The sequence below is a fragment of the Bacillus sp. B4EP4a genome, from assembly GCF_006680105.1.
In the GTDB taxonomy this organism is placed as follows: Bacteria; Bacillota; Bacilli; order Bacillales; family DSM-1321; genus Peribacillus; species Peribacillus simplex_E.
The window spans coordinates 1-25,624 of sequence record NZ_VHIK01000035.1; the positions used below are offsets into that span (position 1 = coordinate 1).

Below are 25,624 nucleotides of genomic sequence, written 5' to 3' on the forward strand. Positions count from 1 at the left end.
GTTCCGTGATATGGGTTCCGCACTCCGAACATTGTTTAGGCGGCAGAGTCCTGAAGAATTCCAGTGGATTTATAGTTTGCATGGTGGTTCCTCCTTTTTTGATTTGGTTTAATCAGTCTTCGCGTTTGGAAAGGCAGTGGTCACATTCCATTAAGTAGGACTCAGCGTGCTCAATAATATGGTCACCGCACTCGGGGCAATGTTTAGCAGGGATATTGTTAAAAAACTCAATGGACTTTTTCATTTGCATGATATTTCCTCCTTTTTAATGTTAGATATATTTTCGATCGTTTTATTCTTCACGTTTGGAAAGGCAGCGATCGCATTCCATCAGATAGGAATCTGAGTGGTCCACATGTGTTTCACCACACTCCGGGCAATGTTTAAATGAATCGATTATGAATAAATCTGATTGATTTGCTTGCATGTCTCGCTCCTCCTCTTTATAGTACAGTTTTGGTTGTTTGCTTGTTGTTATAATACAGTATATACCCGAATTTGGAAAATGTATAGGTATTTTACAGAAAATTTCAAATTTTTTTCACTCTTAGTGTGAAAACCTTATAGGAAAGGGATTTATCATCAATTTATTTTTGTATTTTTCTTCACGGCAAATAGGGAAAGGAAGAAATAATGCCTTTTATGAAAGGAAAAAACAAAGAGGGAGCGAAAGGGACAGACAATTTTCAATTGGTTGAGATAGGTATTAATGTAACAGATGTGGAACAGGAAATTTCAGTGATCAGTGAATGCCGGTTTCACAGCCTATATAACAAATAAGAGCCTGTTTTAAAATGACGGAAAACTTCAAGTGGCAGCGATTAAGTTACTGGGGGAAATGCTTATTTAACAATCAGAAAAAATGTCCGTGTGGTTTTAGTACATCAGTAAAGAGGTAACTTGCTAGTAGAAGTACAATAATGGGAGGTAGCATATGTCGAAAGCGATGATTATCATCAATCCATCTTCAGGTAAGGAAAAGGCAGGAAAGATTTTGCCGAAAGCGGAAAAGGCACTTGGTGAAATTTATGATGAGGTAAGCGTTTGTAAAACGGAAGGAGAGGGGGATGCTACGGATTTTGCAAAGGAGGCCTGTGCAGAAAGGTTCGATGCTGTCATTTCCATGGGTGGGGATGGAACGGTGAATGAGATAGTGAATGGCTTGGGCGAGCAGCAACATCGACCTATTTTCGGAATCATTCCACTAGGAACCATTAATGATTTCGCGAGATCTTTGGGAATACCCCTGGATCCTAATGCAGCCATTGAGCTCTTAAAGGATATGCATATTAAGGAATCGGACATAGGGAAGATCAATGACCGTTACTTCATGAATGTGTTGGCAGTAGGGGCGATCGCCGAGGCTACCTATAATGTTACCGTTGAACAAAAAACCCGTCTGGGGTCTTTTGCATATTTCATTGAAGGAGCAAAAGCGATCATTAAAAAGACTCCGTTTCCTTTAACGGTGGAACATGATCAGGGAAAGTGGATGGGCGAGGCACATTTACTAATTGCAACAATGACTAACTCTGTCGGCGGTTTCGAACAACTTGCACCAGAGGCGGAAGTGAATGATGGAAAGCTGCACACATTCATCATTAAGGATTTATCTCTTCCTCTCATCGTCAAGATCATTCCCAGTTTAATTAGGGGGGAGATCAAGGGGCATGACGAAGTTGAATATATTAAAACATCCAAGCTCCATTTAGCCACATCAGAGGAACTAGCAGTCAATATCGATGGCGATGAAGGCATCCGTCTTCCTTTCCTGGCAAATGTACTGCACAAACATCTTCGTCTCTTTGTCCCGGGAACTAAATAAGTTTTTTATTCCCAGCTTGTTATGGGAGGTGTCTTTTCACAAAGACCATTTTCATTCATCATTTGGGAAAAGCTGATTATGGTTAGCCAATCAGCTTTTTTCTGTTTTATGTGTGCCCAAGTTTGTTGATGGGGTTGATTTTGTAAAACATCCAATCACTTCAATCTTCATGATATTAAAACAGGTATCATTATTCAGGAGGATTCTAGGTTAGAATAGTTAATGCATGAATGAATGGGTATAAATATGTTACGCTTATAGTTATGAGAATAGATGAGAGAGGAAGTTTGATGTTTGTATGGAGTTTTTTCTTGTTATATTAGCTCTTCTTATATTGATTGGAGTGTCTAATGTAATTAACCATTTTATACCCTTTATACCTGTACCATTAATACAAATAACACTGGGAGTCATATTGGCGCTTTTACCCCTGGGTATGCATGTTGAGATGGAGACGGAACTGTTTTTGCTGTTATTCATCGCGCCCCTATTGTTCAATGATGGAAAAAATGTACCCCGAACAGCACTATGGAAGTTGAGAGCACCCATTCTAATGCTTGCACTGGGCCTTGTATTCATAACGGTTTGGGCAGGCGGGTATTTAATTAATTGGATGATCCCTTCGATTCCATTGCCGGCGGCTTTCGCTTTGGCGGCCATTTTGTCACCTACAGATGTTGTGGCAGTGAGTGCTTTGGCGAGTCGGGTCAAGTTACCGAAGAGCATCATGCACCTTCTCGAAGGAGAAGGACTAATGAATGATGCCTCAGGTCTAGTTGCCTTTAAGTTTGCCGTTGCGGCTACAGTTACTGGTGTTTTCTCCTTAGTCGATGCAACCTTCAGTTTCATATGGATTGCAATTGGCGGGTTTGTAGGTGGAGCAATACTTGCTTTCATCATTATCAGGCTTCGTGTAGTTCTTCGCCGTTTAGGGATGGAAGACGTCACGATGCATATGCTGATCCAAATCCTAACTCCTTTTATTATTTTCCTCGCTGTGGAACATTTCCACCTTTCTGGGATTTTAGCGGTCGTGGCTGGGGGAATTGTCCATGCCATTGAACGAGATCGGGAAATATCACCAACTGTGGAACTTCAGGTCGTTTCAAGAAGTACATGGTCCGTCATTTTATATATATTGAATGGCCTAGTATTCGTTTTGCTTGGCTTGCAAATCCCAAGCGTTGCGAAAATTATCTTTCAAGATCCAGCCTTCAATAATGGACAAGTGATCCTTTATATCGTGGTCATTACACTTTTCCTCTTCGCTTTACGATTCATTTGGCTTACGGCTGCCTGGTCGATTGGCTGGATGACGAAAAAAGCAGGCGCCCAAAAACCGGACTTCAAAGCGGCCGGAATCATTACCATTTCCGGTGTTCGCGGAGCTGTAACGTTAGCGGGTTCGTTTTCGATTCCGTATGTGTTGGCGGATGGAAGTCCTTTTCCTGAGCGTTCGTTAATCATTTTCATAGCAGCAGGAGTCATTTTGCTGACCTTGATTGTTGCGAGTGTATTTCTGCCAATCGTGGCACGGTCCGAAGAAGAGGAAGTGGTGGACAAGCAGGCTGACAAAACGAAAACTGCTGCCATTCACTCACATCAAGCGGCTATTCGGGTGATTGAGTCACAAATGACTGATGAAAACCGGGAAGCGGCTTTATCGATCATTTCGAGGTACTGTACAAAGATCAATGATTTGTCCTATGTAGAACAGGAGAAAGAACCAGCTGCATTAAGGGAAGAAGAGAAGGATCTTCGCTTCAAGGCCCTTGAAGCAGAGCAAAGATTCCTGGATAAGCTCATTAAGGATGAAAAAGTGGACCGGGAGACGGCGTATATATGCAAGGAATACATCCAGCGTATGGAAAGTGCCGTAACAAATCGACTGAAGTTCCGTTTTTTCAGGTCAGTAACGCTTTTCAGAAGAAGTATGCTGAGGGTTTTAAAATTATTTTTCCCTAATAAAAGAGAAATAAGAAAAATCAATCTTGAGAGATTGGAAAAGGTCAGGGATCTTAAAATCAGGATGTATAAAGCTGCCATCCAAGAGATACAGGCCGGAATTACAGCTGATAATCATAAGACATCCTCGATGATCATAGATGAGTATAAAGTGCTGATTTTAAAATGCAAACGTGAAAATAGAGGCCGGACCCCGAGTAAAATGGCCGATTATGAAAGAGAGCTGTTCTATAAAGCGATCCAGGCAGAACGGGACGAAGTGCAGGATATGTTTGAAAAACGAGTAATTTCCCGAGATGTTGCCAACATACTCCGCCAGCAGATCAATTTACGGGAAGCACTAACAATCAATGAAAATACACATTGATTTACTTAAGGAGCACTGCCGATATATTCGGCAGTGCTCCTTGCGGTTTATGAAGGGATTATCGGAAGGGTCATCGAATCATTAATGTATCCAATAATTGATGATAGAGGGTGTGCTTAATGAACCAGGACAAGGAAATCGGGACCATCACCTTAACGCCTTATTTACCGGAACATCTTCACCAGCTTTCCAGTTTTATTTACCGGATACACAAACCCCTTTTTCTGCTCTGCCTGAAGAGTCACTAAAATATTGCCGGGAAGATTGCGACAGGCATCCTATCGTAATAATGGATGAGGGTATTCCAGTTGGTTTTTTCGTTTTACACATTGGCGAGAATATCACCCCTTTCACCAATGATAAAAAAGCGATATTACTCCGTGGATTTCTTGTTGATCAAAAGCATCAAGGTAAAGGGGTTGCGAAGAAAGCCTTGCAAATCCTTCCGGAATTCGCAAAAGCGATTTTTCCAAACAAGGATTCAATCATTCTGGCAGTGAACGTCATGAACGTGATTGCAAAATCGCTATATGCGAAATCGGGGTATCAGGATACAGGGATTCAAAAAGTAGGCAGAAGCGGGTTGATGGAGATAATGGAGTATCGATTAGATACGATGAATAAGGATATGGAATAAGAAACGAATAACTAATATTGTTTGATCTAGACTTTTCCAAGAGGAGAGGTCTTTTTTGTCGAATTTGTTACAGGTTTCATTACGAAACCAATGAATTAGAAGTGCCGCTTTTAATAATGCCGCTGCCTTATGGTACACTTTACTTAATGCAAAATTCGTTAATCGAGGTGTAGCCCTAATGAAAACAGTCGTAGTCGTAGGTGGAGGCATTACCGGTTTATCAACCATGTATTATTTACAAAAAACAGTTAAAGCGAGGAATCTCTCCGTACGATTGATATTAATAGAAGGAAATGAGGAACTAGGCGGTAAAATAAGGACTGTGCTCAATGGTCCATTTAAAATTGAAGCGGGTGCCGATTCGATTGTCGCCAGGAAACAAAATATAAAACCATTTATTAAGGAATTGAACCTAGAGGATCAAGTTGTCTATAATGCGACGGGAAAATCATTCATCCATACAGATGGGATGCTGAAGGGAATTCCCGAGGATGCCCTATTCGGAATACCAATGAGCCTTGAGTCGCTGGCGAAAAGCGATCTGGTTTCTGCCCAAGGGAAGGTTGACGCCTTAAAGGATTTCTATACAAAAAATGAGACGTTTACGAAGAATGACTCAATTGGTTTATTTCTTGAAAGCTTTTTAGGTAAGGAATTGGTGCAAAAGCAGATATCGCCTGTCCTATCGGGTGTTTACTCAGGAAAATTAAATGAATTGACCATTGCCAAAACACTGCCAGAGATGCTGGATTATAAAAATGAATATGGCAGTATAATACGCGGTCTATCGGAAAATATGCAGAAATACCAAAGCAAGGGAAATAAGAAGTTCCTTTCGTTTAAAAATGGCCTATCAACATTGGTTGATCGAATTGAGGAAAGCCTCGATCTGGTGGAAATTTTAAAAGGGGTCAGTGTGGATAAAATTGGAGTTGGAGATGAAGGGTACATCATTTCTTTGGCAAACGGTGAAACGCTGGAAACGGACTTCATCGTATTGAGTACACCGCATACAGTTGCCCAGAAATTATTGGGTGATCGGGAGTTGGATGAGGACTTCGACGGCTTGATCAATAGTTCGATGATTAGCGTTTATCTTGGATTCGATATCCCGGACAGCATGCTTCCTAAAGACGGGACAGGTTTCATTGCAGGTGATAATAGTGATTTGATCTGCAATGCATGTACATGGACAAGCCGGAAATGGAAGCATACTTCTGAAAACAGTCAGCTTTTGGTAAGGCTTTTTTATAAAAGCTCTAGTCCGGACTATGAACGCTTACGGTCCCTTACAAACCAGGAATTGATCCAGGTGGCTTTACGCGACATTAAAAACAGTCTAAGCATTTCCGGGAATCCAGTAACGAGTGAAGTGACGAAATGGCATGAGAATATGCCGAACTACCATATTAAACATCCTCAAATCGTTCAATCATTGGAGGAGAAAATCTCCGAGAATTATCCGAATGTTTTACTTGCGGGCTGCTCATACAATGGTGTCGGAATACCGGACTGTATTGCTGATGGGGAAAAGAAAGCGCAAGAGATATGTCTGAAGTTGTAAAAGGGGGACTGCCAAGTGGCGGTCCTTTTTTATTCACACCTGGAAATTCCGTTTGAAGTTTCCCGCATTTCCTGTATAATGATATTCGTAAAATTAAACTGAAAGTTTACTTATATAAAACTTTATCTACTGTGGGTTTACTATAAGTAAACCGATTGAGGGTAATGGGATGCAAATTGGAAAAAAAATAAAGAACCTTCGCTTGAAAAAAGGATTGACCCAGGAAGAATTGGGGGAAAGAACGGATTTAAGCAAAGGATATATTTCACAGTTGGAAAGGGATCTTAGTTCCCCTTCAATTGAAACTCTTTTTAATATTTTAGAAGTACTCGGCTGCAAGCCGAAGCAGTTCTTCGATGAAGAGGATCAAGTCCAAAAAGTGGTTTATGAAGAAGAAGCACAAACATTTTTCATCGATGAAGAACGCGGGTATCAAATCCAGTGGCTCGTGCCTGAATCGAATGAAAAGGAAATGGAACCTATTCGGCTGATTCTCCAGGAAAAAGGGGAGTTCAAACAGTTTGAACCATCCCTGTCGGAAACATTCGGTTATGTATTAAGCGGAAGAGTCATTGTAAAGCTTGGTACACATACGTATTTCGTCAAGGCAGGGGAATCGATTTATTTTCATGCTTCAGATGAACATCAAATCATCAATGATTTTGAAGGTCCTTCAGAGTTATTACTCGTGGTGACGGAATCATACTTATAGAATTCAAAACAAATGCAATCGTTGAAGATTGATGAGTAAGGTAATGGAGAGAGGGAAGAAGCTATGGTAGACGGGAATATAATACGCTTCGATCAGGTTACGAAGCAATTTGATGATGATACGGTAGTTCTCGATAATGTTAGTTTTGAAATCGAGAGAGGGAAGTTCTATACGCTCTTGGGTCCTTCCGGATGTGGGAAGACCACGATCCTTCGCTTGATTGCCGGATTTACGGAAGCCTCCAAAGGTGATATTTACTTTGAAGGTAAAAAGATCAATGATGTGCCAGCCAATAAAAGGCAAGTGAATACGGTATTTCAGGATTATGCACTTTTTCCGCATTTAAATGTGTTTGAAAATGTAGCATTTGGTCTTCGGATTAAAAAAATGAAGAATTCGGAAGTGGAAATCAAGGTGAAGGAAGCCCTCAGCTTTGTTAATTTGGAGGGGTATGAAAAACGGGAGATCAGGGAAATGTCCGGCGGTCAGCGGCAACGGGTAGCGATTGCCAGGGCGATTGTTAATGAACCGGAAGTCATCCTTCTGGATGAACCGCTATCTGCCCTCGATTTAAAATTACGTACAGAAATGCAATATGAATTACGGGAGCTGCAACAGAGGCTTGGTATCACGTTTATCTTCGTCACTCATGACCAAGAGGAAGCGTTAGCGATGTCAGATGAGATTTTTGTCCTTAACAAAGGGAAGATTCAGCAAAGTGGAACCCCTACGGATATTTATGATGAACCACTGAATCGGTTCGTTGCAGATTTCATCGGTGAGTCTAATATTGTAAAAGGAAAAATGATAGAAGATTACTGTGTGGAATTCGTCGGCAGACAGTTCGAATGTGTCGACCAAGGATTGAACAGTAATGAAGCTGTCGATATCGTCATCCGCCCGGAAGATTTAGAGATTACTTCCGTAAATCGCGGAAAACTGCAAGTTCGGGTGGACTCCCAGCTATTCCGCGGTGTTCATTATGAAATCAGCTGTTATGACCATGATGGAAATGAATGGCTTGTCCAATCAACGAAAAAAGTGGCAGTTGGAGATGAAATAGGTCTTTATTTCGATCCAGAATCGATTCATGTCATGCGATTGGGTGAAACGGAAGAAGAATTCGATAAACGTCTGGAAGCGTATCATGATGGAGAAAGTCATGAAGAATAAAATATCCCGGAATATTTACTTCATACCCTATGTCTTATGGATTGCTTTATTCGTGATTGCACCCATTTTGTTAATCCTTTACTATTCCTTCTTTGACATTGAAGGCAATCTATCTTTGATTAACTATCAAAAGTTCTTTACGCCAGTATATTTAACAATGACATTAAGCTCATTTTGGTATGCTTTCCTGATTACGGGAATATCCCTTTTAGTCGCTTACCCAACCGCATATTTGTTAACAAAAACAAAGCATAAGCAGTTGTGGCTTTTGCTAATCATCGTTCCTTCCTGGATCAATTTACTTTTGAAGGCTTATGCCTTCATTGGTATTTTTGGCACGTATGGTGTGGCGAATGGTTTTCTAGAGGCTGTAGGAATCGGGAAGCAGCAGATTCTCTTTACGGATTTCAGCTTCATATTCGTTTCGGTTTATATTTTCATCCCGTTTATGATCTTACCGATATTCAATTCGCTTGATAAAATGAATCCAACCCTTTTGGATGCGGCTAATGACTTGGGAGCGTCCCGATGGATGACATTCCGCCGTGTCATTTTTCCATTGACGTTAGATGGTGTAAAGACGGGATGCCAGGTAGTCTTCATCCCGGCACTTTCTTTGTTCATGCTTACAAGACTGATTGCCGGTAACCGCGTCATTACGCTTGGTACGGCTATCGAGCAGCACTTCCTTGTGACACAGGATTGGGGAATGGGTTCCACAATTGCGGTATTTTTGATTATTATAATGTTCCTGATTATGTTTGTAACGGGTAACCGAAAGCAGGGTGTGTAAATTGGGCAATAAATTATCACCAACATCAAAAGCGTTTCTCGTTTTGATTTTTCTCATACTCTATGCACCGATTTTCTTTTTAGTCTTTTACTCTTTTAACAGCGGTGGAACGATGTATGACTTTAAAGGGTTCACGATGGAGTGGTACATGGAACTGTTCCAAGATACAAGGCTGCTGATCATTGTATTGAATACACTTGTGATCGCTTTATTATCTGCACTGATCTCAACGATCATTGGGGTGATGGGGGCGATTGGAATTCGGTCCTTTACGAGCAGTAAAGCTAAGAATACGGTATTATCATTGAATAATGTATTGATTGTCAGTCCCGATGTGATCATCGGTGCTTCCTTCCTGATTTTATTCACAATGGCCGGGATCAAGCTTGGATTCTACTCGGTACTGTTGTCGCATATCGCCTTCAGCATCCCGATCGTAGTGCTGCTGGTTCTCCCGAAACTTCAGGAAATGAGCCCTACTTTAATTGATGCGGCCCGAGATTTAGGGGCAAGCCGGTGGGATGTATTGACGAAGGTCATCCTTCCATACATCTTACCAGGTATCTTTGCTGGTTTTTTTATGGCATTGACTTATTCACTTGATGATTTTGCAGTTACGTTCTTTGTGACCGGTAATGGCTTCTCCACTCTTTCTGTGGAAATCTATTCATTGGCCCGCCGTGGTATTTCATTGAATATCAATGCACTATCGACACTGCTGTTCGTCGTGACACTGCTGTTGGTTGTCGTATATTACTTTATAACTCAACGTGTAAGGCAAACGGGAATGGGGGGGAAACGATGAAAAGGCTTGTCCAAATGTTTTTAATCATTTCCCTCGTATCCGCTTTGCTGCTATATGCGATTTCAAGATTGAATTCATCGCAGGGGTTTACGAGTAGCAATACGCTTACCATCTATAATTGGGGCGATTACATCGATACGGATCTAATCGAACGTTTTGAAAAAGAAACAGGGATAAAGGTCATTTATGAGACGTTCGATTCGAATGAGGCCATGATGACTAAAATCGAACAAGGCGGTACGACTTATGACATTGCCATTCCGTCTGAGTATATGATCGATAAGATGCGGCAAGAAGACTTGCTGATTCCCTTGGATCATTCCAAGCTTCCGAATTTGAAAAATATCGATGAGCGATTCATCGATCTGCCATTCGATCCGGAGAATAAATATTCCGTCCCTTATTTCTGGGGAACGGTTGGAATTGTTTACAATTCCAAGATGCTCGGTGGCAAAGAAATAACGGCCTGGGCGGATTTATGGGATAAAGATTTAAAAAATGAAATCCTTTTGACGGATGGGGCAAGAGAAGTGATGGGTATGGGTCTCAACTCTTTGAATTATTCATTGAATGATATAGATGAAGAACACCTTCAAGAGGCAAAATCCAAGCTTGATGACCTCACCCCGAATATTAAAGCGATAGTAGGAGATGAAAGCCGCATGCTATTGGAAGCCCAGGAAGCGGCGATTGGCCTTGTTTGGTCGGGAGTTGCTTCTGAAATCATGGCTGAAAATGAAGATCTCGAATACGTTGTTCCAAAAGAGGGGTCCAATTTATGGTTTGATAATATGGTCATACCGAAGACAACCAAAAATGTCGATGCGGCTCACCAGTTCATCAACTTCATGCTGGACCCGAAAGTTGCGGCACAGAATGCTGAATATGTAAGTTACTCGACACCTAATAAAGAAGCACTGAAATATATGCCTGAAGAAGTGGTGAAGGATGAACGTTTCTATCCATCACCGGAACTGACAAAGAAACTCGAAGTGTACGAAAACCTCGGGAAGAAAAACTTGGCCCATTACAACGAACTCTTCCTTGAATTCAAGATGCATCGAAAATAACACATGAAAAAAGCATGGTGTAGGAATTCCCTCCGTACACCATGCTTTTTTGTTTCTATGGTTTGCACTCAGTTACCTATATATCAAAGTCGATATAACGGTATAATTTTTTTTTGTAATGATCAACCAAATCTCAATGTAAATTGGTAGCAGAATTAAATACTCTAAAATATCTGTAGGGATATATGTATGTTAGTATAATGATGGGTTAGTGCATATTAAGGAATCTTAAGGATTAATTAATATTTCTAAGCTATCATTATAGAAAAATTAAGGGAGAGTATTCATGAAACTATTAAGAAGCACGAAGGCATATATTTGGGCAGGGAGCATTTTAATCATTGCCGGGATCATGGTATTTGCGATGATCTCGTCCACGGATAAGACAATGGCGAGCATCGATGGCGAGAAAATCAGTAAGGATGAGCTGTATGACGCGCTTGTTGCGGGGTACGGAGCAGACACTTTAGACCTGTTAGTTACGAATAAATTGGTTGAATTGGAAGCCGAAAAAGCGGGAATTAAAATAAAGGATGAAGAAATCCAGAAAGAAATCGATACTATGGTTGAGTCCTATGGTGATGAAAAGTCGTTAAAAGAGCAATTGGAAGCAAGCGGTTCTTCCATGGAGGCCTTAAAAAAGGACATCGTGGTTTATCTGCAAACGAAAAAACTGGTCGAACCGAGAATTACCGTGACGGACGATGAAATCAGTACGTATTTTGAAGATAATAAAGAAACATTTGATCAAGCTGAACAAGTGGAAGCTAGTCATATTTTAGTCGAAGACGAAAAAACGGCTAAAAAAGTTGCGAAAGAAATTGCAGAAGGCGGTGATTTCGCTAAATTGGCAGCTGAATATTCCACTGATACACAAACGGCGGATAACGGCGGAAGCCTGGGGTATTTTGGGAAAGGTGATATGGTGGGAGAGTTTGAAGATGTCGCCTTTGATCTTGATATAAATAAAGTCAGTGACCCAGTCAAAACCGATTATGGGTACCATATCATAAAAGTAACCGGTAAGAAGGAAGCAAAAAAGGCTAATTTAGAAGACAGTAAAGATGTAATTAAAGAAACGCTTCTTTCTGAAAAATTACAAGAGGAATATCCAGTTTGGTTGGCCGAAGTGAAAAAAGACCATGAGATAACGAATAAATTAGAGGGTTCTAACTAAGATCATCGTGTGAGATGATATATGGATAAACAAAAGCTGGGGCATCGTGCCCCAGCTTTTTTTATATTTTAGAAGTTGGAGAAATGGATTTTTGATTGGATAATCCTGATTTTTTAACGATTTCATCACTCTCTTTTTCATCTTTATCATTATCGGCTTTCAATGATTGTGATGGTGTTTCTTTCAGCTGTTTACCGGCAACGACCACTTTTGAACTGATGTCTTTCAATTCACTTGTTGCATCTTTAGCTGTACCAAGGGCATCAGTGGAGATATCCTTTACTTCGGATACTTTACCCACCACGTCTTCATTAACGGTTTCATATAGTGTTTCAACGTCATTGATTGCCTCTTTAATCGTTTCCGTTGCCCCTTTGACTCCTGATACCATCTGTTCCTTCATTTCTCCGGGATTTTCCTTGACCTGTTCAATCATATTCATGGAGTTGTCTTTTAAAAGGACGGCTGAACGCTTTACTCTATTTCTTGTATTGGAGTCAAGCAGGGTCAACGCACCACCAACAAGCCCCCCAATTAGAATCCCTTTTAAGAGTTTGCTATTCGGTTGAGTTTCGATAGTTGATTGAGTCATTTATATTTCCTCCTTTAGAATAGTAGATTGTTTGCTTACTTTGGGTTTTCCCTTATTTACCATAAGTTAAACTGGAAATAATAAACTATGATGGGATTGACATAATAAATAAAACAATAGTAATCTACATATAGTTAAATGACTGAACTACTTTTCGAGAGGTGCAATGATGACTAATGACAAAGTTTCTGGATTGATTGATCGATATATGAGGGTATCCTTCTATGTCAATAAGATGGGTGAGCTTTTAATAAAAGACCAGATTTGTGATGTGCTGACGAACGAACAATACTATACTTTACGGTTCATTCAACAACAGCGGTTGTGTACATCGACGGAAATCAGTGATGCCTTTTATATTAATAAGAGTGCCGTCACTTCCAACATCAACAGGCTGGAAGGCAAAGGATTGATAGAACGGGAACAGGACCTGGTTGACCGAAGGGTCTTTCACTTGAAGCTTTCCAAAGAGGGGGAAGCATTGTTACATGAAACGGAAAGTAAGATTCATAAATTGGTAGAGAGCATCATGACGAAATTCGATTATGAAGAGATTGTTAGATTCCTTGATACATATGAGAAGCTTTCACAAATTTTCATTCAAATGAAAAATGAGGAATTGGAGGAAATATAAATGAGGGGAATCATAAAGGGAAGATGGCTGGTCATTATCGTTTGGGTTGCAATTACAGCAGGATTATTGTTTGCGGCACCGAATATGGCGGAACTTGTCCGGAATAAGGGACAGCTGGATGTACCGGCAGAGTATTCCTCCGGGATGGCCAATGAGCTAATGAAAGAGATCCAGGACAAGGATGAGTCACAAGTGGCTCTCGTATTCCATGGTGATAAGAAGTTGTCTTCCTCGGAATTGAAAGAGATTGAGATAGCGATCCAAAAGCTTGAAAAGAATAAAGCAGAGCTTGGCATCAAAGAGGTCATGACCCATTTTAAAGAGCCCTCGCTAAAAGGCCAGTTGGTCTCGGAGAATGAATCAACAGTTTTGACTTCCATCACGATGGTCAAGGGGGACCGAGAAGCTAAGGACGTGATCGATGCCCTTTATAAAGAGTTGGAACAAGTGGACGTCGAGCATTATTACACAAGTAGCTGGATGATCGATGAGGATCTTAATGCCAATTCCCAAGAGGGGCTGAAGAAAACTGAAGGCATCACGGTTGTCTTCATTCTGGCTGTATTGCTGATAGTCTTCCGTTCAGTGGTGACACCGATCATTCCGTTAGTAACAGTCGGTTTCACTTATTTATGTTCACAATCCATCGTCTCATTCCTGGTGGATAAATGGGACTTTCCGATTTCGTCTTACACCCAAATATTCCTGGTAGGTATTTTATTTGGAATCGGGACTGATTATTGCATCCTGCTTCTTAGTCGTTTCAAGGAGGAGCTATCTTCACAGGAGTCCTTGCCTGAAGCGATCGTGGAGACATACCGAACCGCCGGTAAGACTGTCTTCTTCAGTGGGCTGACCGTAATGATTGGCTTTGCGGCAATCGGTTTTTCTACTTTTAAGCTCTATCAATCTGCGGCGGCTGTTGCAATAGGGGTTTTCATTTTAATGATCGCCCTTTATACGATCGTTCCATTTTTCATGGCGGTTCTTGGCAAGAAGCTATTTTGGCCGGCAAAAGGGAAGCTTGAGCATAGTGAAAGTAAACTATGGGGAATTTTGGGTAACTTCTCCTTGAACCGCCCATTGTTGGCGCTTTTGATCGTTGCAATCGTCTGTGTTCCCTTTTTGTTTATGTATGATGGGAAGATTTCATATAACTCCCTTGAAGAAGCGGGTGATGATGTTCCTTCCATCATGGCATTTAATATCATTTCCGATGAATTCGGGCCAGGACAATCCATGCCAACACAGATTGTCATAAAAAATGACGAACGCATGGATTCGGAGGATTACGTCGCACTTGCTGAAAAAATCAGCCAGGAAGTCGTCAAGGTGGATGAAGTCGATGTAGTTCGTTCCATGACCCGCCCGACAGGTGAACCCATTAAGGACTTATTTGTCGCGAACCAAGCCGAAACTTTGGAAAAGGGAATCGGGGAAGGAAATGAAGGCATTAAACAAATCAGTGATGGATTAAAAACGGCAGGCAGTGAGCTTTCCGATTCAGGACCGCGCTTGAAGCAAGCGACGGACGGAATAGGTGGTCTCATATCTGGCACCAATGAATTGAAGAGCGGCGTAGGTCAGGTGGAGAATGCGTTAACAAGCATTGAAGCAGGCATTCGCGATGGGTCTTCAGGGACTGGGGACATAAAAAATGGACTGATTGAGGTCAAGGCAAACTTGGAGAAGCTCGCCGCCGGAAGCGGGCAGCTCCTCGAAGGCTATAAACAATCAGCCAATGGGTTAAGTGAGCTCACAGGGGGATACAAAGAGATTCAAACTAGCCTTACGGGCGTATCACAAAGCCTTGCTGGTTTAAATCCTTCCTTTGAGCAAATGGAAGCCACACATCCAGAGTTACAGGCTGATCAGTCCTATCAAACGATCAAGCAAACGGTGCAAGGGGCACAGGGTGGCTTGGAGCCCATGGCAGCAGGCCTATCCGAGCTCAATAGGAATCTTGGTTCAGTGTCCGGCGGTTTGAATAAAGCGAATCAAAATATGGCAGAGATCGTAAAGGGTCAAACTTCTCTTGGGGAGGGCCTGAACCAATTGATTTCAGGTGTTGACACTTTACAAAAAGGTTTAAGCACGATGGCCAATGGTCAGGGGGAAGTCATAAATAACTTGTCAGGATTTAAAGGAGGCCTTACCAGCTTAAGTAATGGGCAGCAAGAGCTCCTAAATGGTTTTTCAAGCCTCGGCGGGCAACTTACCGATTTGACAGATGGCTTAAATGAAAGTGCTGATGGTTTGAATGAAGTCCATGATGGACTATCGTCCGCACAGGGTTATTTATCGGGGCTGGCAAAAACGGATAAAACGGTAACAGGCATGTACATTCCCAAAGAAGTAGTGGAAAGCGAAGAATTCGGGGAAGCATTGAACGCGTATTTATCTGAAGATGGTAAAATCATGACCATGGATGTGGTATTCAAGGCAAATCCATATTCCAATGAAGCAATCGAGCAAATCGATTCGATTGAGGCAGCCGTTGAAAGAGTAACGAAAGATACAAAGCTTGAAAATGCGCAGGTGGCGATAGGGGGAATCACAAGTACACATCATGACTTGGGCATGATGTCTGAGGAGGATTTCTCGCGGACGGTCGTTTTGATGCTGTCGGGTATCGCAATCATTCTCTTTTTCATGCTGCGATCCTTGGTCATGCCGGTCTATTTGATTGTGTCGCTCGTTTTGACTTATTATACAGCGGCAGCCATTACAGAGTTGATTTTTGTTAATATTCTCGGTTATGCCGGCATCGGCTGGGCAGTTCCTTTCTTTGCTTTCGTCATCTTGATTGCTCTTGGCATTGACTATAGCATTTTCTTGATGGATCGCTTTAACGAGTGGAAAGATAAACCGGTCAAGGAAGCTATGTTACTGTCCATGAGAAAAATGGGAACGGTGATCATCTCAGCGGCTGTCATTCTGGGTGGAACCTTTGCTGCCATGATGCCAGCAGGAGTTTTATCGCTCTTGGAGATAGCCACTTTAATTTTGGTGGGGCTTGCTTTATATGCGTTTGTCATATTGCCATTGTTTATTCCTATTATGGTTGCGACATTTGGAAATGCGAATTGGTGGCCGTTTTTGAAGAATAAGGAATAAAGGGAAGTAACCATTGAATAAAAGAAGGCATCCGAATGGATGCCTTCTTTTATATGACTGCTTCACGATGAACATAAAAGCTTATGTATTCCTTTTTTGCTATATCGATTCATAATTGGGGGATTCTTGTTTTATATTTCGCGATGATCTTTTGATTGTGTTCATCTGCCCCTTCGATATTGCTGCTCAGGAATACGGGAGGGGTCTCCCCTGATTCAATAATCGTTTGGATGACTTGCGTGAAAATCATATTGAGGAGAACGGCCCCGATCACGGTCGATCCAGAACCAAAAGATATATTATTTGATTTCAGTAATGTGTCACCTTTGGCAATATGATTGTCTATGACCAAATCAACGACATCGTGGAGATAATGCTTCTGTTTATGCCGTGAAGGACAACTTTTTGCATACTCCGGTGATGTTAGTCCAATGACGAAGGCCCCTTTTTCTTTTGCGATAGTGGCGACATCTATGGGAACGGGATTTACGCCGGATGATGAAATGACGATACAGACATCACCAGGACGGATATCCTCATCATGCATGAATTTCTCTGATAGGTCATTTTGCCGTTCAAGTTGGGATGACCTTGAAGCTCCCTTAAAAAGCATCAAATCTTCAACGAAAATAGGACGAATTGCGGCTAACCCACCTGCCCGGTAGAATACCTCTTCGGTCAAAATATGAGAGTGTCCGCTTCCGAATAGATGGATGATTCCATCCGACATCACCGCTTTTGAGATATGGTCGACGGATTCCTTAATTGATTGCTTTTCCTGTTCTCCCACAATTGTGAGTAAAGCCTGCACTTCTTCAAAGTATGAGTTCATATTTGTGACACCCTCCGATTACCTTTGGCAATTAAAAGACTTTAGTGATGAAAATATATATTCAATTTTATCTGCTTATAGTGATAGTGAATTTATACCTGTCCGCACGATATGCCGATTTAACATATTCAAGGGGAGTTCCATCCATTAGGAACGTATGCCTTTGAATGAATAATATGGGTGAGTGCTTTGGAATCGCTAAATGGGTGACTTCTAATTCAGAAGCAATCGATGATTCCAACGTTTGTGTAGCATAGTCTATTTTAAGTTTAACGTAATTCTCGACATATTGGTAAAGAGAGAGGTTAATGATCTCTTCCGTTAATCCTTTAATTAAATTGGCAGACATGTACACGGTCTCGAGAGCCATTGGAACATCATCAGCCAACCGAATGCGTTTTATTTCATAAACGGGAGCATAAAGGGAAATGTGCAATTCACTGGCAATCTTCTTATCAGCCGGAATGATTTCAAAGCTCAGCAGCTTACTGCTTGGATTTAATCCCCTGGCTTTCATGTCCTCGGTGAAGCTGGTCAACCCATTGAGCTGCTGCTCCAATTTCTTATCGGCGACAAAGGTTCCTCTTCCCTTTTGACGGTATAAGTATCCGTCATTCACCAAATTATTTATGGCTTGCCGGACGGTCATTCGGCTAATTTCGAATTGCTCAGCATATTCACGTTCAGATGGAAGGGCATTGTGCGCTTGGAACTCACCGTTTTCTATTTGTCTTTTTATTTGTTCTTCGATTTGAAAATAAATCGGAAGAGGTGAGTTTTTATCAATCATCGACTTTCGCTCCTTTTAGGGTATTATCACTCCGGATAACGCTTTTTGGTCTGCGATAATTGTAACACTATTATGTTTTTTTAGGATAGATGCAGGGAACTCCTCGGAAATGTCACCGTGTATCAATTTCTTCAAGGTTTCGGCTTTTTCTTCACCAGATATCAGCAGCAGAATTTCTTTGCTTTTCATGATTGTTGAAATGCCCATCGTAACGGCATGTGTAGGAACTTCGTCTATGGAATCGAAATAACGTGCATTCGCTTGGCGAGTTGAATCTTCAAGTGTCACAACATGTGTACCCGATGTGAATGAAGTTCCAGGTTCATTAAAACCAATATGGCCATTTTGGCCAATACCAAGTATCTGAAGATCGATCCCTCCCACGGAATCAATCATTTCGTCATACCGTTTACATTCCCCGTTGGTATCATCGGCCGTGCCATTTGGTAGGTGAGTATGCTCTTTATTTATATTGATGTGAGTGAATAAGGAGTCATTCATATAATAATGGTAACTGTTTGGATCATTTGGTTTTAAGCCGATATACTCATCAAGATTAAAAGATGTTACATTTTCATAAGAAGTATGATTATTCACGTGATCTTCAATCAAATTATCATACATTCCTTTTGGGGTGCCGCCTGTAGCAAGGCCCAATTTGATATTTGGATTCCCTTTGACTTTTTCGATCACAATTTCTGCAGCTGTCCGGCTCATTTCCATGTAGTCCTGCACCTGTATGATTTTCATTATACATTCTCCTTTTTAAAAGCTAAGTTTCCTCTGCAGAACGTCATTTCAACGTCCATGCGGTCATTCAATATTACAAGATCGGCGTCTTTGCCAACCTGGATGCTTCCTTTTCTGTCAAAAATCCGAAGCTGTTTGGCAGGGTTTTCTGCCGTCATTTTTATGATGTCAGTCATGGAACAATCGGTATATTCCAATGTGTTCTTGATGGCATCGTTCATTTTCAATATACTGCCGGCTAGTGTACCGTCTGAAAGCGTTGCTTTCGTTTCGTTTACATACACTGGCTGACCGCCTAAATCATAGGTTCCCTTTTCAAGCCATTTGGCACGAAGCGAGTCCGTTATCAAGATCATGCGTTCACTGGTAATTTGGTTATATGCCAGCTTCACCATTTCCGGCCTGCAGTGAATGCCGTCAGCAATAAGTTCAACATATAGCTCGTCTCGAAGATAAGCAGCTCCCAAAACACCAGGTTCGCGGTGATGGAGTCCCCGCATCCCATTATAAAGATGTGTAACGTGGGTAGTGCCTGCCTGGATTGCTTCATCTATTTGGTCATATGTTGCATCTGAATGTCCAATGGAGGCGACGACGCCAGTTCCCCTTAAGTGGGCGGCTAGATCTAATCCATTTGGTTGTTCAGGAGCAAGCGTTACAAGCTTGATTTGATTTTCGGCCATTTCCTGCCACTTTTTGAATAGAGTGACATCAGGATCAACGATATAATCCTCAGGCTGCGCTCCTTTACGGGCAGGTGAAATGAAAGGACCTTCTAAATGAATCCCAACTATTTCAGCGTGTTCTTCAGTTTGATTTTCGATATATTTACCAGCATTAAGAAGGGCTGATTCAATGGCTTCGGTAGATTGAGTCATTGTAGTGGCCAGAAAGCTCGTGGTTCCTTCTTTGGGAAGAGTCTCTGCCATTGTGGATAATGCTTCATGTGTGGCATCCATTGCATCGGAATTGGATGCTCCGTGAATATGAATGTCGATGGCACCGGGAATTACCTGATAATCCGGTGAAAGAGTAATTACCTTGGCATCATCTTCCTGTTTGTATTGGCTGATTGGACCAACCTCGGCAATTTTTCCATCCACGACTTTAATATACCCATTTTTGTATGTTTCCTTTTCGCCATGAACTATTAGATTATTAATAATGAATGTTTTCATACATAATCTCCTTTATGAAAGTAAAACTTAATGAATGAGTCATGAAAAAGTCTCATATATTTTGCCCTCATTTTATCGTTTTTATCAAAAGTTGTCTAGACCAGTTAAAGGGTATAAGGAATAAAAAAGATATTATTGCTTTATTTTCGAAGAATATAGTATATTTTCAAGTAAATTGGTATAGACATCTATATATTTTCTGTGCTAGTATAAGCCAAAGAAAAGTTATTATATTGATAAAATGAAAACGCTTTATACGTCTTTTCGTTCTGCTGAATTAAAAGAAGTTAGGAACAAGGGAGATGAGTTCGATGTTAAATTTTTTACAAAAGATTGGGAAAGCTTTAATGTTACCGATTGCTGTTTTGCCGGCAGCGGCTTTATTGCTTCGTTTAGGGCAACCAGATTTACTAAATATTCCATTTATGGCTGCCTCGGGACAAGCGATCTTTGATAACCTTGCCATATTGTTCGCTTTAGGTATAGCAATTGGATTATCCAAAGATGGAAGCGGTGCTGCGGCATTAGCAGGTCTTGTTGGTTACTTTGTTTTAACGAATGGTACACAAGCGATTAATAAAGATATCAACATGGCTGTACTAGGCGGTATTATATCGGGTATAGTTGCAGCTTTTCTATATAATAGATACTCCGACATAAGACTCCCTGAATGGCTTGGATTCTTTTCAGGGAAACGATTCGTCCCAATCATCACTTCGCTGGCGATGATTATACTTGCGGGCATATTCGGTTTTGTTTGGCCGCCGATTCAAGATGTAATCAATAGTGTTGGAGACTGGATTACAGGTGCAGGGGCTTTGGGTGCCGGCGTATTCGGCGTATTGAATCGCTTATTGCTTCCAGTAGGATTGCATCATGTCTTGAATAGTATGGTTTGGTTCGTTTTTGGTGAATACAATGGAGCGACAGGGGATATAAATCGTTTCTTCGCAGGGGACCCGACTGCTGGGCCCTTCATGACCGGCTTTTTCCCGATCATGATGTTCGGCCTTCCAGCCGCCGCATTAGCGATGATTGCAGCTGCTAAAAAAGAGAAACGTAAACTGGTGACGGGGATGCTTATTGGGTTAGCTTTCACTTCTTTCCTAACAGGAATCACTGAACCGATTGAATTTCTGTTCATGTTCATCGCACCGGTGTTATATGTAATACATGCCCTTTTAACCGGGGTCTCCCTGGCACTAGCTGTTATATTGGATATCCATCATGGGTTTGGATTCTCCGCAGGGGCCATTGATTATTTCTTGAACTTTGGTATAGCGCAAAAACCGCTATGGTTAATACCGATTGGCTTAGTATACGCGGCAGTTTACTTCGTGATTTTCTATTTTGTCATCAAGATCATGGATTTAAAAACACCAGGCCGTGAAGACGATGAGGAAAATGTGGAAGAAGAAACGATTGTGAAAACAGGGGATAAATATACCGATATGGGATCGCTTTTCATTCAAGACCTTGGCGGTAAAGAGAATATAAAGATAATTGATAACTGTGCAACACGCTTACGTTTAGAAGTGGCCGATTCAGGAAATGTGAATGAAGCAGCTTTAAAAAGGCATGGTGCGCGGGGTGTCATGAAATTAAATAAATCGAGTGTACAAGTCATTGTTGGAACGAATGTAGAATTCGTTGCAAATGCAATGAAACAACTTGTCAAAAATGACATCAATCCAAGCAAAGTGAAAACAAGTCCAGCTGCACAAGTGGCAGAGGATAAAATGGAAGAAAACCAAGCTTTAGGTGCAAATGACTTTGTCCTTCCAATTGAAGGAACCGTTTTACCGATCGAACAAGTTCCCGATCAAGTGTTTGCCATGAAAATGATGGGGGATGGCTTTGCTATCGAGCCAGTCAACGGAAAACTAGTATCCCCAATTGATGGGGAAGTTCTAAGTATCTTCCCGACAAATCATGCACTGGGATTGAAAATGGATAATGGTCTGGAAATCCTGATCCATGTTGGTTTAGATACAGTTAAATTAAATGGCGAAGGGTTTACAGCTCTTGTGCAAGAAGGTCAAAGAATAACAAAAGGAACACCTCTTTTGGAAATTGACTTAGATTTCATAAAACGGAATGCACCATCAACGGTCACTCCTATTATATTCACTAACTTACCAGAAGGAACGGCAGTGAAATTGCAAAAGTCAGGGATCCAGAAACAAAATACACCGGATATCATCCAGTTGGAAAAACTATAATACGTGTCAAAAAAGGGGTGTCGACTTGTCGACATCCCTTTTTTAAATTGGATGAAACGGCTTCTTTGTATACTTCTTGCTGTGATAAATTGTCATAACCAAAACAAACGGGTGCACCATTGGCAGGATCTATCATGACTCTTGCATGAATACGAAAGACTTCTTCTAAAACGGCAGGTGTAATGATTTCGCCCGGGGTACCGATTTTAACGATTTCTCCTTCCTTCATCGTTATGATTTCATGTGAAAACCGAGACGCATGGTTGATATCATGCAGTACCATCACGATGGTTTTTTTCTGTTCCCTGTTAAGTCTCTCAACAATTTGTAAAACCTCCAGTTGATGGGCCATATCAAGGTAGGTAGTAGGTTCATCCTCTCCGTTTGTTGTTCAGGCTTTAGCCAAGCTTGGGTGCGGCCATTGATTATAATGCCGAACAGCTTGATAAATATGTAAGTGAATTAAAGTCTCAAGGCCTGGAGGTATATGCCTTTCCAGCAGACGTGAGCGACAGTAATGCAATCGATTGTATAGTTGATCAAAATAAGAATGAAATTGGTCCAATAAAGACACTGGTCGATATTGCCGGAGTGTAATGGGAAGAAGTACAAACCAAGAAAGGCAAATAGCAAATATTGTTCTTTGGATTGCAGCAACAAGGGGAGGAAAAACCGTAAAAGATCATATCGTGTTGACTAGTATGAGGAATTTCCATCTGGTTAATTCATTTCTTTGTCTTGAGGCCATATATGATAAAAAAAAAGAGCCTGTTCGATTGGAAACAGGCTCTAAATATAACATTAGGTCTTAAGACTCAGTGAAAAAGAGAATTAAGCATTCGAGCATATGCCGGTTATTTCTGAAGCATCAACGATACGCTGAACTTCTGATCCTTCAAGTGTCTCTTTTTTCAATAACTCTTCAACGAGCTCTTCATATTGTAAGCGATTCGAGTCAATCAACATTTCCGTTTCAGAAATCGCTTTCGTGAATAATTCCTGCATCTTTTGCTCCTTCTCACCTTTATTAAAGGTGAGGGTAAATCCATCTTGAAGCATTCCGGTATCGACCATTTGTTCAAGCAGATGCTTCGCCTGTTGTACATCTCCGCCTACACCGATGCTATGTTCTCCTAAATACATTCTTTCCGCCACGCCACCTGCTAAGATCATTTTGACTTGATCAAGCAATTCACTGGCTGTTGCCAGATGGAGTTCTTTTGGTATTGGCGCTACATATCCAAGGGCTTCCCCACGCGGAATGATGGTCGCCTTTCGAACGGAACCGGGCTTTGTCAAAGCTGCAATAAGGGCATGTCCACTTTCATGAATGGCCACACGCCGCTTCGTATCCGCATCATTCAAGGTACGTGATGTCGCTCCAAGTATCGTACGGTCAATGGCGTAATCTAGATCCTGTTTACGAATCATATCCTGTTCATTCCTCAGGGCATGTCGTGAGGCAGTATCGAACAGGGAGCTTAAGTCAGCGCCGGAGAAACCGGATGTACTTTCAGCCAACTCATCCAGGGAAGCCAGGACATCTGTCGCTAGATGCTTTCCCTTCGTATGGATATCGATGATTTCCTTTCTTCCCTGTGTATCTGGAAGTGGAACTTGGAAAGAAAAATCAATCCTGCCCGGACGTAGAAATGCCTCATCGAGCATATCTTTCCGGTTGGTCGCTGCAATGAATAAAATGCCTTCATTTGGATGGCCTCCATCCAATTGCACAAGCAGTTCAGTTAACGTTTTTTCGCCTTCTTCCCCGCCATGAGCTTTCCTTTTACCAGCCAACGCGTCCACTTCATCGATGAAAATGACAGCTGGCGATTGCTTACGTGCATTTTGGAAAAGGCTGCGGACTCGGGCTGCACCGACTCCAACAAACATTTCGTTGAAGGCTGAACCGCTCGTTGAGAAGAAGTTTGCACCAAGCTCTTTTGCAATTGCCTGTGCAAGCAGAGTTTTCCCCGTTCCAGGGGGGCCATATAATAAAATGCCTTGAGGCGGCTTAATTCCAATTTTAGCTGAACGTTCAGGTTCCTTCAGTGTAGTGAGTGTCTGTAGGATTTCCTGTTTGATTTCGGATTGCAACCCGCCTACATCATCCAGAGTTATCTCTGGCAGGGGCTTTGGGGTGGAAAGGCTTTGTTTTTTACTGCCAATCCGCAATCCGTTCTTTGATTTTTTCTGTATAATGACACCGGTTGTGACGAGAGCCGCCATTAAAACGCCTAAAATCCATAATGCTGATTTATTAGTTGATGAAAAAGAATATTGAACGTTATAAGTTTCGACAAGTTTATTGATCATTTGACTGTTTGGAGGAATACTGGAAACATATTCTCCATCTGGCGTGGAGATGTGAAGAGTGCCATTTCTTTTTTCTTCAATGGTGACAAGGGCTCCATTTTGGGCTTTAATCGTCTTTTCTACCGAAGAAAAGGGAATGACAATATCCTTTGACTGAGTAACAACATACCAACTGACTCCAGCAATTATCACAATGAGAGCCGTAAGGAACGGCAGCAATTTCGAAACTAATTTAGAGTTCGAGTTCAATTTTTCATCTCCTTTAAGAGTATATATCTAGTATAAAATTTTTAAACATGTAATCTATAGGTCTTTATACCTTAAAATAAAGGTAAATAATGTGAAATGAAAGAAATAATATTTATTATGGAAGTTTAAAGATCCCGGAATTTAGAAATATTTAATCTAACCAGCATATTAGACTTTTTAAAAGCGAAATGCTAAAGTGAAATGGTCTAAGTCATGAAAAAATAAAATGGTAGAAGAGTGTGAAGTTCTATGAGTAAATTTATAAAAGACTATATGATTACGATGAAGGATATCGTTAGAGAAGGGGATCCCATTCTGCGTCAGGTAACGGATGAAGTTAGCCTGCCGATTTCGGATGAAGATCGTAAAACGTTGGGATGCATGATGCAATACCTGAAAAATAGTCAGGATCCAAAACTCCAAAAGAAGTTCAACTTGCGTGAAGGAGTGGGGTTGTCTGCAAATCAGATAGGCTTGAATAAACGTATGTTCGTCATGTATTTTCCCGACGAAAAGGGGAAGCTGTTTGAATATGCCCTTGTGAATCCGAAAATCATCAGTCATTCGGCCACTATGATCTATTTACCGCAAAGTGAAGGCTGCCTTTCTGTCGACCGTGATATTAAAGGATATGTACCGCGTTATGAACGGGTTAAAATTAAAGCGGTGGATGGTAATGGTGAGGAAATAGAGATGCGGCTGAAGGGCTTTGCTGCAATCGTTTTTCAACATGAGTTAGATCATTTAAACGGGATGATGTTTTATGACCGGATCAACACCGAAAACCCTTTCAAGCTTCCGGAAAACGTGGAAGTGAAAAGTCTGTAAGGAAAAAAAGGCAAAGCGCCATGCTTTG

At 41.3% G+C, this 25,624-nt stretch carries 25 protein-coding genes and 1 pseudogene; 16 read left to right on the top strand and 10 right to left on the bottom strand.

Annotated elements, in window-relative coordinates; genetic code table 11:
- From yhfH (FNK51_RS27560) to yhfH (FNK51_RS17510), 3 genes are all read right to left on the bottom strand, one after another.
- Window positions 1–82 (bottom strand): protein YhfH (yhfH, locus tag FNK51_RS27560; RefSeq protein WP_141994172.1); only part of this gene is annotated, 82 nt, incomplete at its 3' end.
- Between the two features lie 30 nt (window positions 83–112).
- Window positions 113–250, bottom strand: a complete 138-nt coding sequence (gene yhfH / locus FNK51_RS17505) for a protein YhfH (protein ID WP_141994147.1) — start codon at window positions 248–250, stop codon at window positions 113–115.
- A gap of 42 nt (window positions 251–292) precedes the next feature.
- On the bottom strand, window positions 293–427 hold the full coding sequence (gene yhfH / locus FNK51_RS17510) for a protein YhfH (RefSeq protein WP_098372155.1): 135 nt from the start codon (window positions 425–427) through the stop codon (window positions 293–295).
- Window positions 428–633: 206 nt separating this feature from the next.
- Here yhfH (FNK51_RS17510) and FNK51_RS26660 point away from each other — a divergent pair, with 206 nt between their 5' ends.
- The 11 genes from FNK51_RS26660 to FNK51_RS17560 all read left to right on the top strand — a co-directional run bounded on the left by FNK51_RS26660 (window position 634) and on the right by FNK51_RS17560 (window position 12,088).
- On the top strand, window positions 634–780 hold the full coding sequence (locus FNK51_RS26660) for a hypothetical protein (protein ID WP_181762289.1): 147 nt from the start codon (window positions 634–636) through the stop codon (window positions 778–780).
- A 154-nt stretch (window positions 781–934) separates the two neighbouring features.
- Window positions 935–1,825: a diacylglycerol/lipid kinase family protein gene (locus FNK51_RS17515; RefSeq protein ID WP_141994148.1), complete on the top strand. Its 891-nt coding sequence runs from the start codon at window positions 935–937 to the stop codon at window positions 1,823–1,825.
- A gap of 298 nt (window positions 1,826–2,123) precedes the next feature.
- Window positions 2,124–4,157: a Na+/H+ antiporter gene (locus FNK51_RS17520; RefSeq protein ID WP_098372153.1), complete on the top strand. Its 2,034-nt coding sequence runs from the start codon at window positions 2,124–2,126 to the stop codon at window positions 4,155–4,157.
- A 112-nt stretch (window positions 4,158–4,269) separates the two neighbouring features.
- The gene (locus FNK51_RS17525; RefSeq protein ID WP_181762290.1) at window positions 4,270–4,794 is read left to right on the top strand and encodes a GNAT family N-acetyltransferase; all 525 of its coding nucleotides are present in this window, start codon (window positions 4,270–4,272) and stop codon (window positions 4,792–4,794) included.
- A 178-nt stretch (window positions 4,795–4,972) separates the two neighbouring features.
- The gene (locus tag FNK51_RS17530) at window positions 4,973–6,358 is read left to right on the top strand and encodes a protoporphyrinogen oxidase (protein ID WP_141994150.1); all 1,386 of its coding nucleotides are present in this window, start codon (window positions 4,973–4,975) and stop codon (window positions 6,356–6,358) included.
- 169 nt (window positions 6,359–6,527) lie between these two features.
- The gene (locus tag FNK51_RS17535) at window positions 6,528–7,070 is read left to right on the top strand and encodes a helix-turn-helix domain-containing protein (RefSeq protein ID WP_141994151.1); all 543 of its coding nucleotides are present in this window, start codon (window positions 6,528–6,530) and stop codon (window positions 7,068–7,070) included.
- A gap of 63 nt (window positions 7,071–7,133) precedes the next feature.
- The gene (locus tag FNK51_RS17540; RefSeq protein WP_141994152.1) at window positions 7,134–8,243 is read left to right on the top strand and encodes an ABC transporter ATP-binding protein; all 1,110 of its coding nucleotides are present in this window, start codon (window positions 7,134–7,136) and stop codon (window positions 8,241–8,243) included.
- Complete coding sequence (locus tag FNK51_RS17545) at window positions 8,233–9,036, top strand: ABC transporter permease (RefSeq protein ID WP_098372159.1); 804 nt, start codon at window positions 8,233–8,235, stop codon at window positions 9,034–9,036. The genes FNK51_RS17540 and FNK51_RS17545 overlap by 11 nt, the downstream gene beginning before the upstream one ends.
- A gap of 1 nt (window position 9,037) precedes the next feature.
- On the top strand, window positions 9,038–9,841 hold the full coding sequence (locus FNK51_RS17550; protein ID WP_098372148.1) for an ABC transporter permease: 804 nt from the start codon (window positions 9,038–9,040) through the stop codon (window positions 9,839–9,841).
- Window positions 9,838–10,911: an ABC transporter substrate-binding protein gene (locus tag FNK51_RS17555; RefSeq protein WP_098372147.1), complete on the top strand. Its 1,074-nt coding sequence runs from the start codon at window positions 9,838–9,840 to the stop codon at window positions 10,909–10,911. Before FNK51_RS17550 ends, FNK51_RS17555 begins: the two co-directional genes overlap by 4 nt.
- A 286-nt stretch (window positions 10,912–11,197) precedes the next feature.
- Window positions 11,198–12,088, top strand: coding sequence for a foldase protein PrsA (locus tag FNK51_RS17560; protein WP_141994153.1), 891 nt, complete (start codon window positions 11,198–11,200; stop codon window positions 12,086–12,088).
- A gap of 61 nt (window positions 12,089–12,149) precedes the next feature.
- Here the strand turns inward: FNK51_RS17560 and FNK51_RS17565 are convergent, their stop codons facing one another.
- Window positions 12,150–12,680, bottom strand: a complete 531-nt coding sequence (locus FNK51_RS17565) for a YtxH domain-containing protein (protein ID WP_141994154.1) — start codon at window positions 12,678–12,680, stop codon at window positions 12,150–12,152.
- 169 nt (window positions 12,681–12,849) lie between these two features.
- Here FNK51_RS17565 and FNK51_RS17570 point away from each other — a divergent pair, with 169 nt between their 5' ends.
- Window positions 12,850–13,314, top strand: coding sequence for a MarR family winged helix-turn-helix transcriptional regulator (locus FNK51_RS17570; protein ID WP_098372145.1), 465 nt, complete (start codon window positions 12,850–12,852; stop codon window positions 13,312–13,314).
- Window positions 13,315–16,431, top strand: coding sequence for an MMPL family transporter (locus tag FNK51_RS17575; RefSeq protein ID WP_141994155.1), 3,117 nt, complete (start codon window positions 13,315–13,317; stop codon window positions 16,429–16,431).
- A gap of 109 nt (window positions 16,432–16,540) precedes the next feature.
- Here FNK51_RS17575 and FNK51_RS17580 read toward each other — a convergent pair whose 3' ends face one another.
- The 4 genes from FNK51_RS17580 to nagA form a co-directional block, all read right to left on the bottom strand.
- Window positions 16,541–17,263 carry an SIS domain-containing protein gene (locus tag FNK51_RS17580; protein ID WP_141994156.1) on the bottom strand — a complete coding sequence of 241 codons (723 nt, stop codon included), beginning with the start codon at window positions 17,261–17,263 and terminating at the stop codon, window positions 16,541–16,543.
- Between the two features lie 67 nt (window positions 17,264–17,330).
- Complete coding sequence (locus tag FNK51_RS17585; protein ID WP_098372142.1) at window positions 17,331–18,053, bottom strand: GntR family transcriptional regulator; 723 nt, start codon at window positions 18,051–18,053, stop codon at window positions 17,331–17,333.
- 15 nt (window positions 18,054–18,068) lie between these two features.
- On the bottom strand, window positions 18,069–18,803 hold the full coding sequence (gene nagB / locus FNK51_RS17590; RefSeq protein WP_141994157.1) for a glucosamine-6-phosphate deaminase: 735 nt from the start codon (window positions 18,801–18,803) through the stop codon (window positions 18,069–18,071).
- Window positions 18,803–19,981 carry an N-acetylglucosamine-6-phosphate deacetylase gene (gene nagA / locus FNK51_RS17595; RefSeq protein ID WP_141994158.1) on the bottom strand — a complete coding sequence of 393 codons (1,179 nt, stop codon included), beginning with the start codon at window positions 19,979–19,981 and terminating at the stop codon, window positions 18,803–18,805. The genes nagB and nagA overlap by 1 nt, the downstream gene beginning before the upstream one ends.
- 311 nt (window positions 19,982–20,292) lie before the next feature.
- Here nagA and nagE point away from each other — a divergent pair, with 311 nt between their 5' ends.
- A complete protein-coding gene (gene nagE / locus FNK51_RS17600; protein WP_141994159.1) occupies window positions 20,293–22,203 on the top strand; it encodes an N-acetylglucosamine-specific PTS transporter subunit IIBC in 1,911 nt (636 codons plus the stop codon).
- Window positions 22,204–22,276: 73 nt separating this feature from the next.
- Here the strand turns inward: nagE and FNK51_RS17605 are convergent.
- A pseudogene (locus FNK51_RS17605) lies at window positions 22,277–22,579 on the bottom strand (ATP-binding cassette domain-containing protein); the annotation flags it as partial.
- Window positions 22,580–22,611: 32 nt separating this feature from the next.
- Here FNK51_RS17605 and FNK51_RS17610 point away from each other — a divergent pair.
- Entirely contained in the window at window positions 22,612–22,800 is a 189-nt protein-coding gene (locus FNK51_RS17610; RefSeq protein WP_141994160.1) for an SDR family NAD(P)-dependent oxidoreductase, read from the top strand.
- A 234-nt stretch (window positions 22,801–23,034) separates the two neighbouring features.
- Here FNK51_RS17610 and FNK51_RS17615 read toward each other — a convergent pair whose 3' ends face one another.
- Window positions 23,035–24,768, bottom strand: coding sequence for an AAA family ATPase (locus FNK51_RS17615; protein ID WP_141994161.1), 1,734 nt, complete (start codon window positions 24,766–24,768; stop codon window positions 23,035–23,037).
- Window positions 24,769–25,017: 249 nt separating this feature from the next.
- Between FNK51_RS17615 and def the strand changes: the two genes are divergently transcribed.
- The gene (def, locus tag FNK51_RS17620; protein ID WP_141994162.1) at window positions 25,018–25,596 is read left to right on the top strand and encodes a peptide deformylase; all 579 of its coding nucleotides are present in this window, start codon (window positions 25,018–25,020) and stop codon (window positions 25,594–25,596) included.
- The last annotated feature ends 28 nt before the right edge of the window (window positions 25,597–25,624 follow it).

Coding starts and splice junctions, on each gene's coding strand:
- FNK51_RS17530 (WP_141994150.1), top strand. CDS start 4,973: ATGAAAACAGTCGTAGTCGTAGGTGGAGGCATTACCGGTTTATCAACC.
- nagA (WP_141994158.1), bottom strand. CDS start 19,981: ATGAAAACATTCATTATTAATAATCTAATAGTTCATGGCGAAAAGGAA.
- FNK51_RS17565 (WP_141994154.1), bottom strand. CDS start 12,680: ATGACTCAATCAACTATCGAAACTCAACCGAATAGCAAACTCTTAAAA.
- FNK51_RS17520 (WP_098372153.1), top strand. CDS start 2,124: ATGGAGTTTTTTCTTGTTATATTAGCTCTTCTTATATTGATTGGAGTG.
- FNK51_RS17560 (WP_141994153.1), top strand. CDS start 11,198: ATGAAACTATTAAGAAGCACGAAGGCATATATTTGGGCAGGGAGCATT.
- FNK51_RS17540 (WP_141994152.1), top strand. CDS start 7,134: ATGGTAGACGGGAATATAATACGCTTCGATCAGGTTACGAAGCAATTT.
- FNK51_RS17570 (WP_098372145.1), top strand. CDS start 12,850: ATGACTAATGACAAAGTTTCTGGATTGATTGATCGATATATGAGGGTA.
- FNK51_RS26660 (WP_181762289.1), top strand. CDS start 634: ATGCCTTTTATGAAAGGAAAAAACAAAGAGGGAGCGAAAGGGACAGAC.
- FNK51_RS17585 (WP_098372142.1), bottom strand. CDS start 18,053: ATGATTGATAAAAACTCACCTCTTCCGATTTATTTTCAAATCGAAGAA.
- FNK51_RS17515 (WP_141994148.1), top strand. CDS start 935: ATGTCGAAAGCGATGATTATCATCAATCCATCTTCAGGTAAGGAAAAG.
- nagE (WP_141994159.1), top strand. CDS start 20,293: ATGTTAAATTTTTTACAAAAGATTGGGAAAGCTTTAATGTTACCGATT.
- FNK51_RS17580 (WP_141994156.1), bottom strand. CDS start 17,263: ATGAACTCATACTTTGAAGAAGTGCAGGCTTTACTCACAATTGTGGGA.
- FNK51_RS17535 (WP_141994151.1), top strand. CDS start 6,528: ATGCAAATTGGAAAAAAAATAAAGAACCTTCGCTTGAAAAAAGGATTG.
- def (WP_141994162.1), top strand. CDS start 25,018: ATGAGTAAATTTATAAAAGACTATATGATTACGATGAAGGATATCGTT.
- FNK51_RS17545 (WP_098372159.1), top strand. CDS start 8,233: ATGAAGAATAAAATATCCCGGAATATTTACTTCATACCCTATGTCTTA.
- FNK51_RS17555 (WP_098372147.1), top strand. CDS start 9,838: ATGAAAAGGCTTGTCCAAATGTTTTTAATCATTTCCCTCGTATCCGCT.
- nagB (WP_141994157.1), bottom strand. CDS start 18,803: ATGAAAATCATACAGGTGCAGGACTACATGGAAATGAGCCGGACAGCT.
- yhfH (WP_098372155.1), bottom strand. CDS start 427: ATGCAAGCAAATCAATCAGATTTATTCATAATCGATTCATTTAAACAT.
- FNK51_RS17575 (WP_141994155.1), top strand. CDS start 13,315: ATGAGGGGAATCATAAAGGGAAGATGGCTGGTCATTATCGTTTGGGTT.
- yhfH (WP_141994147.1), bottom strand. CDS start 250: ATGCAAATGAAAAAGTCCATTGAGTTTTTTAACAATATCCCTGCTAAA.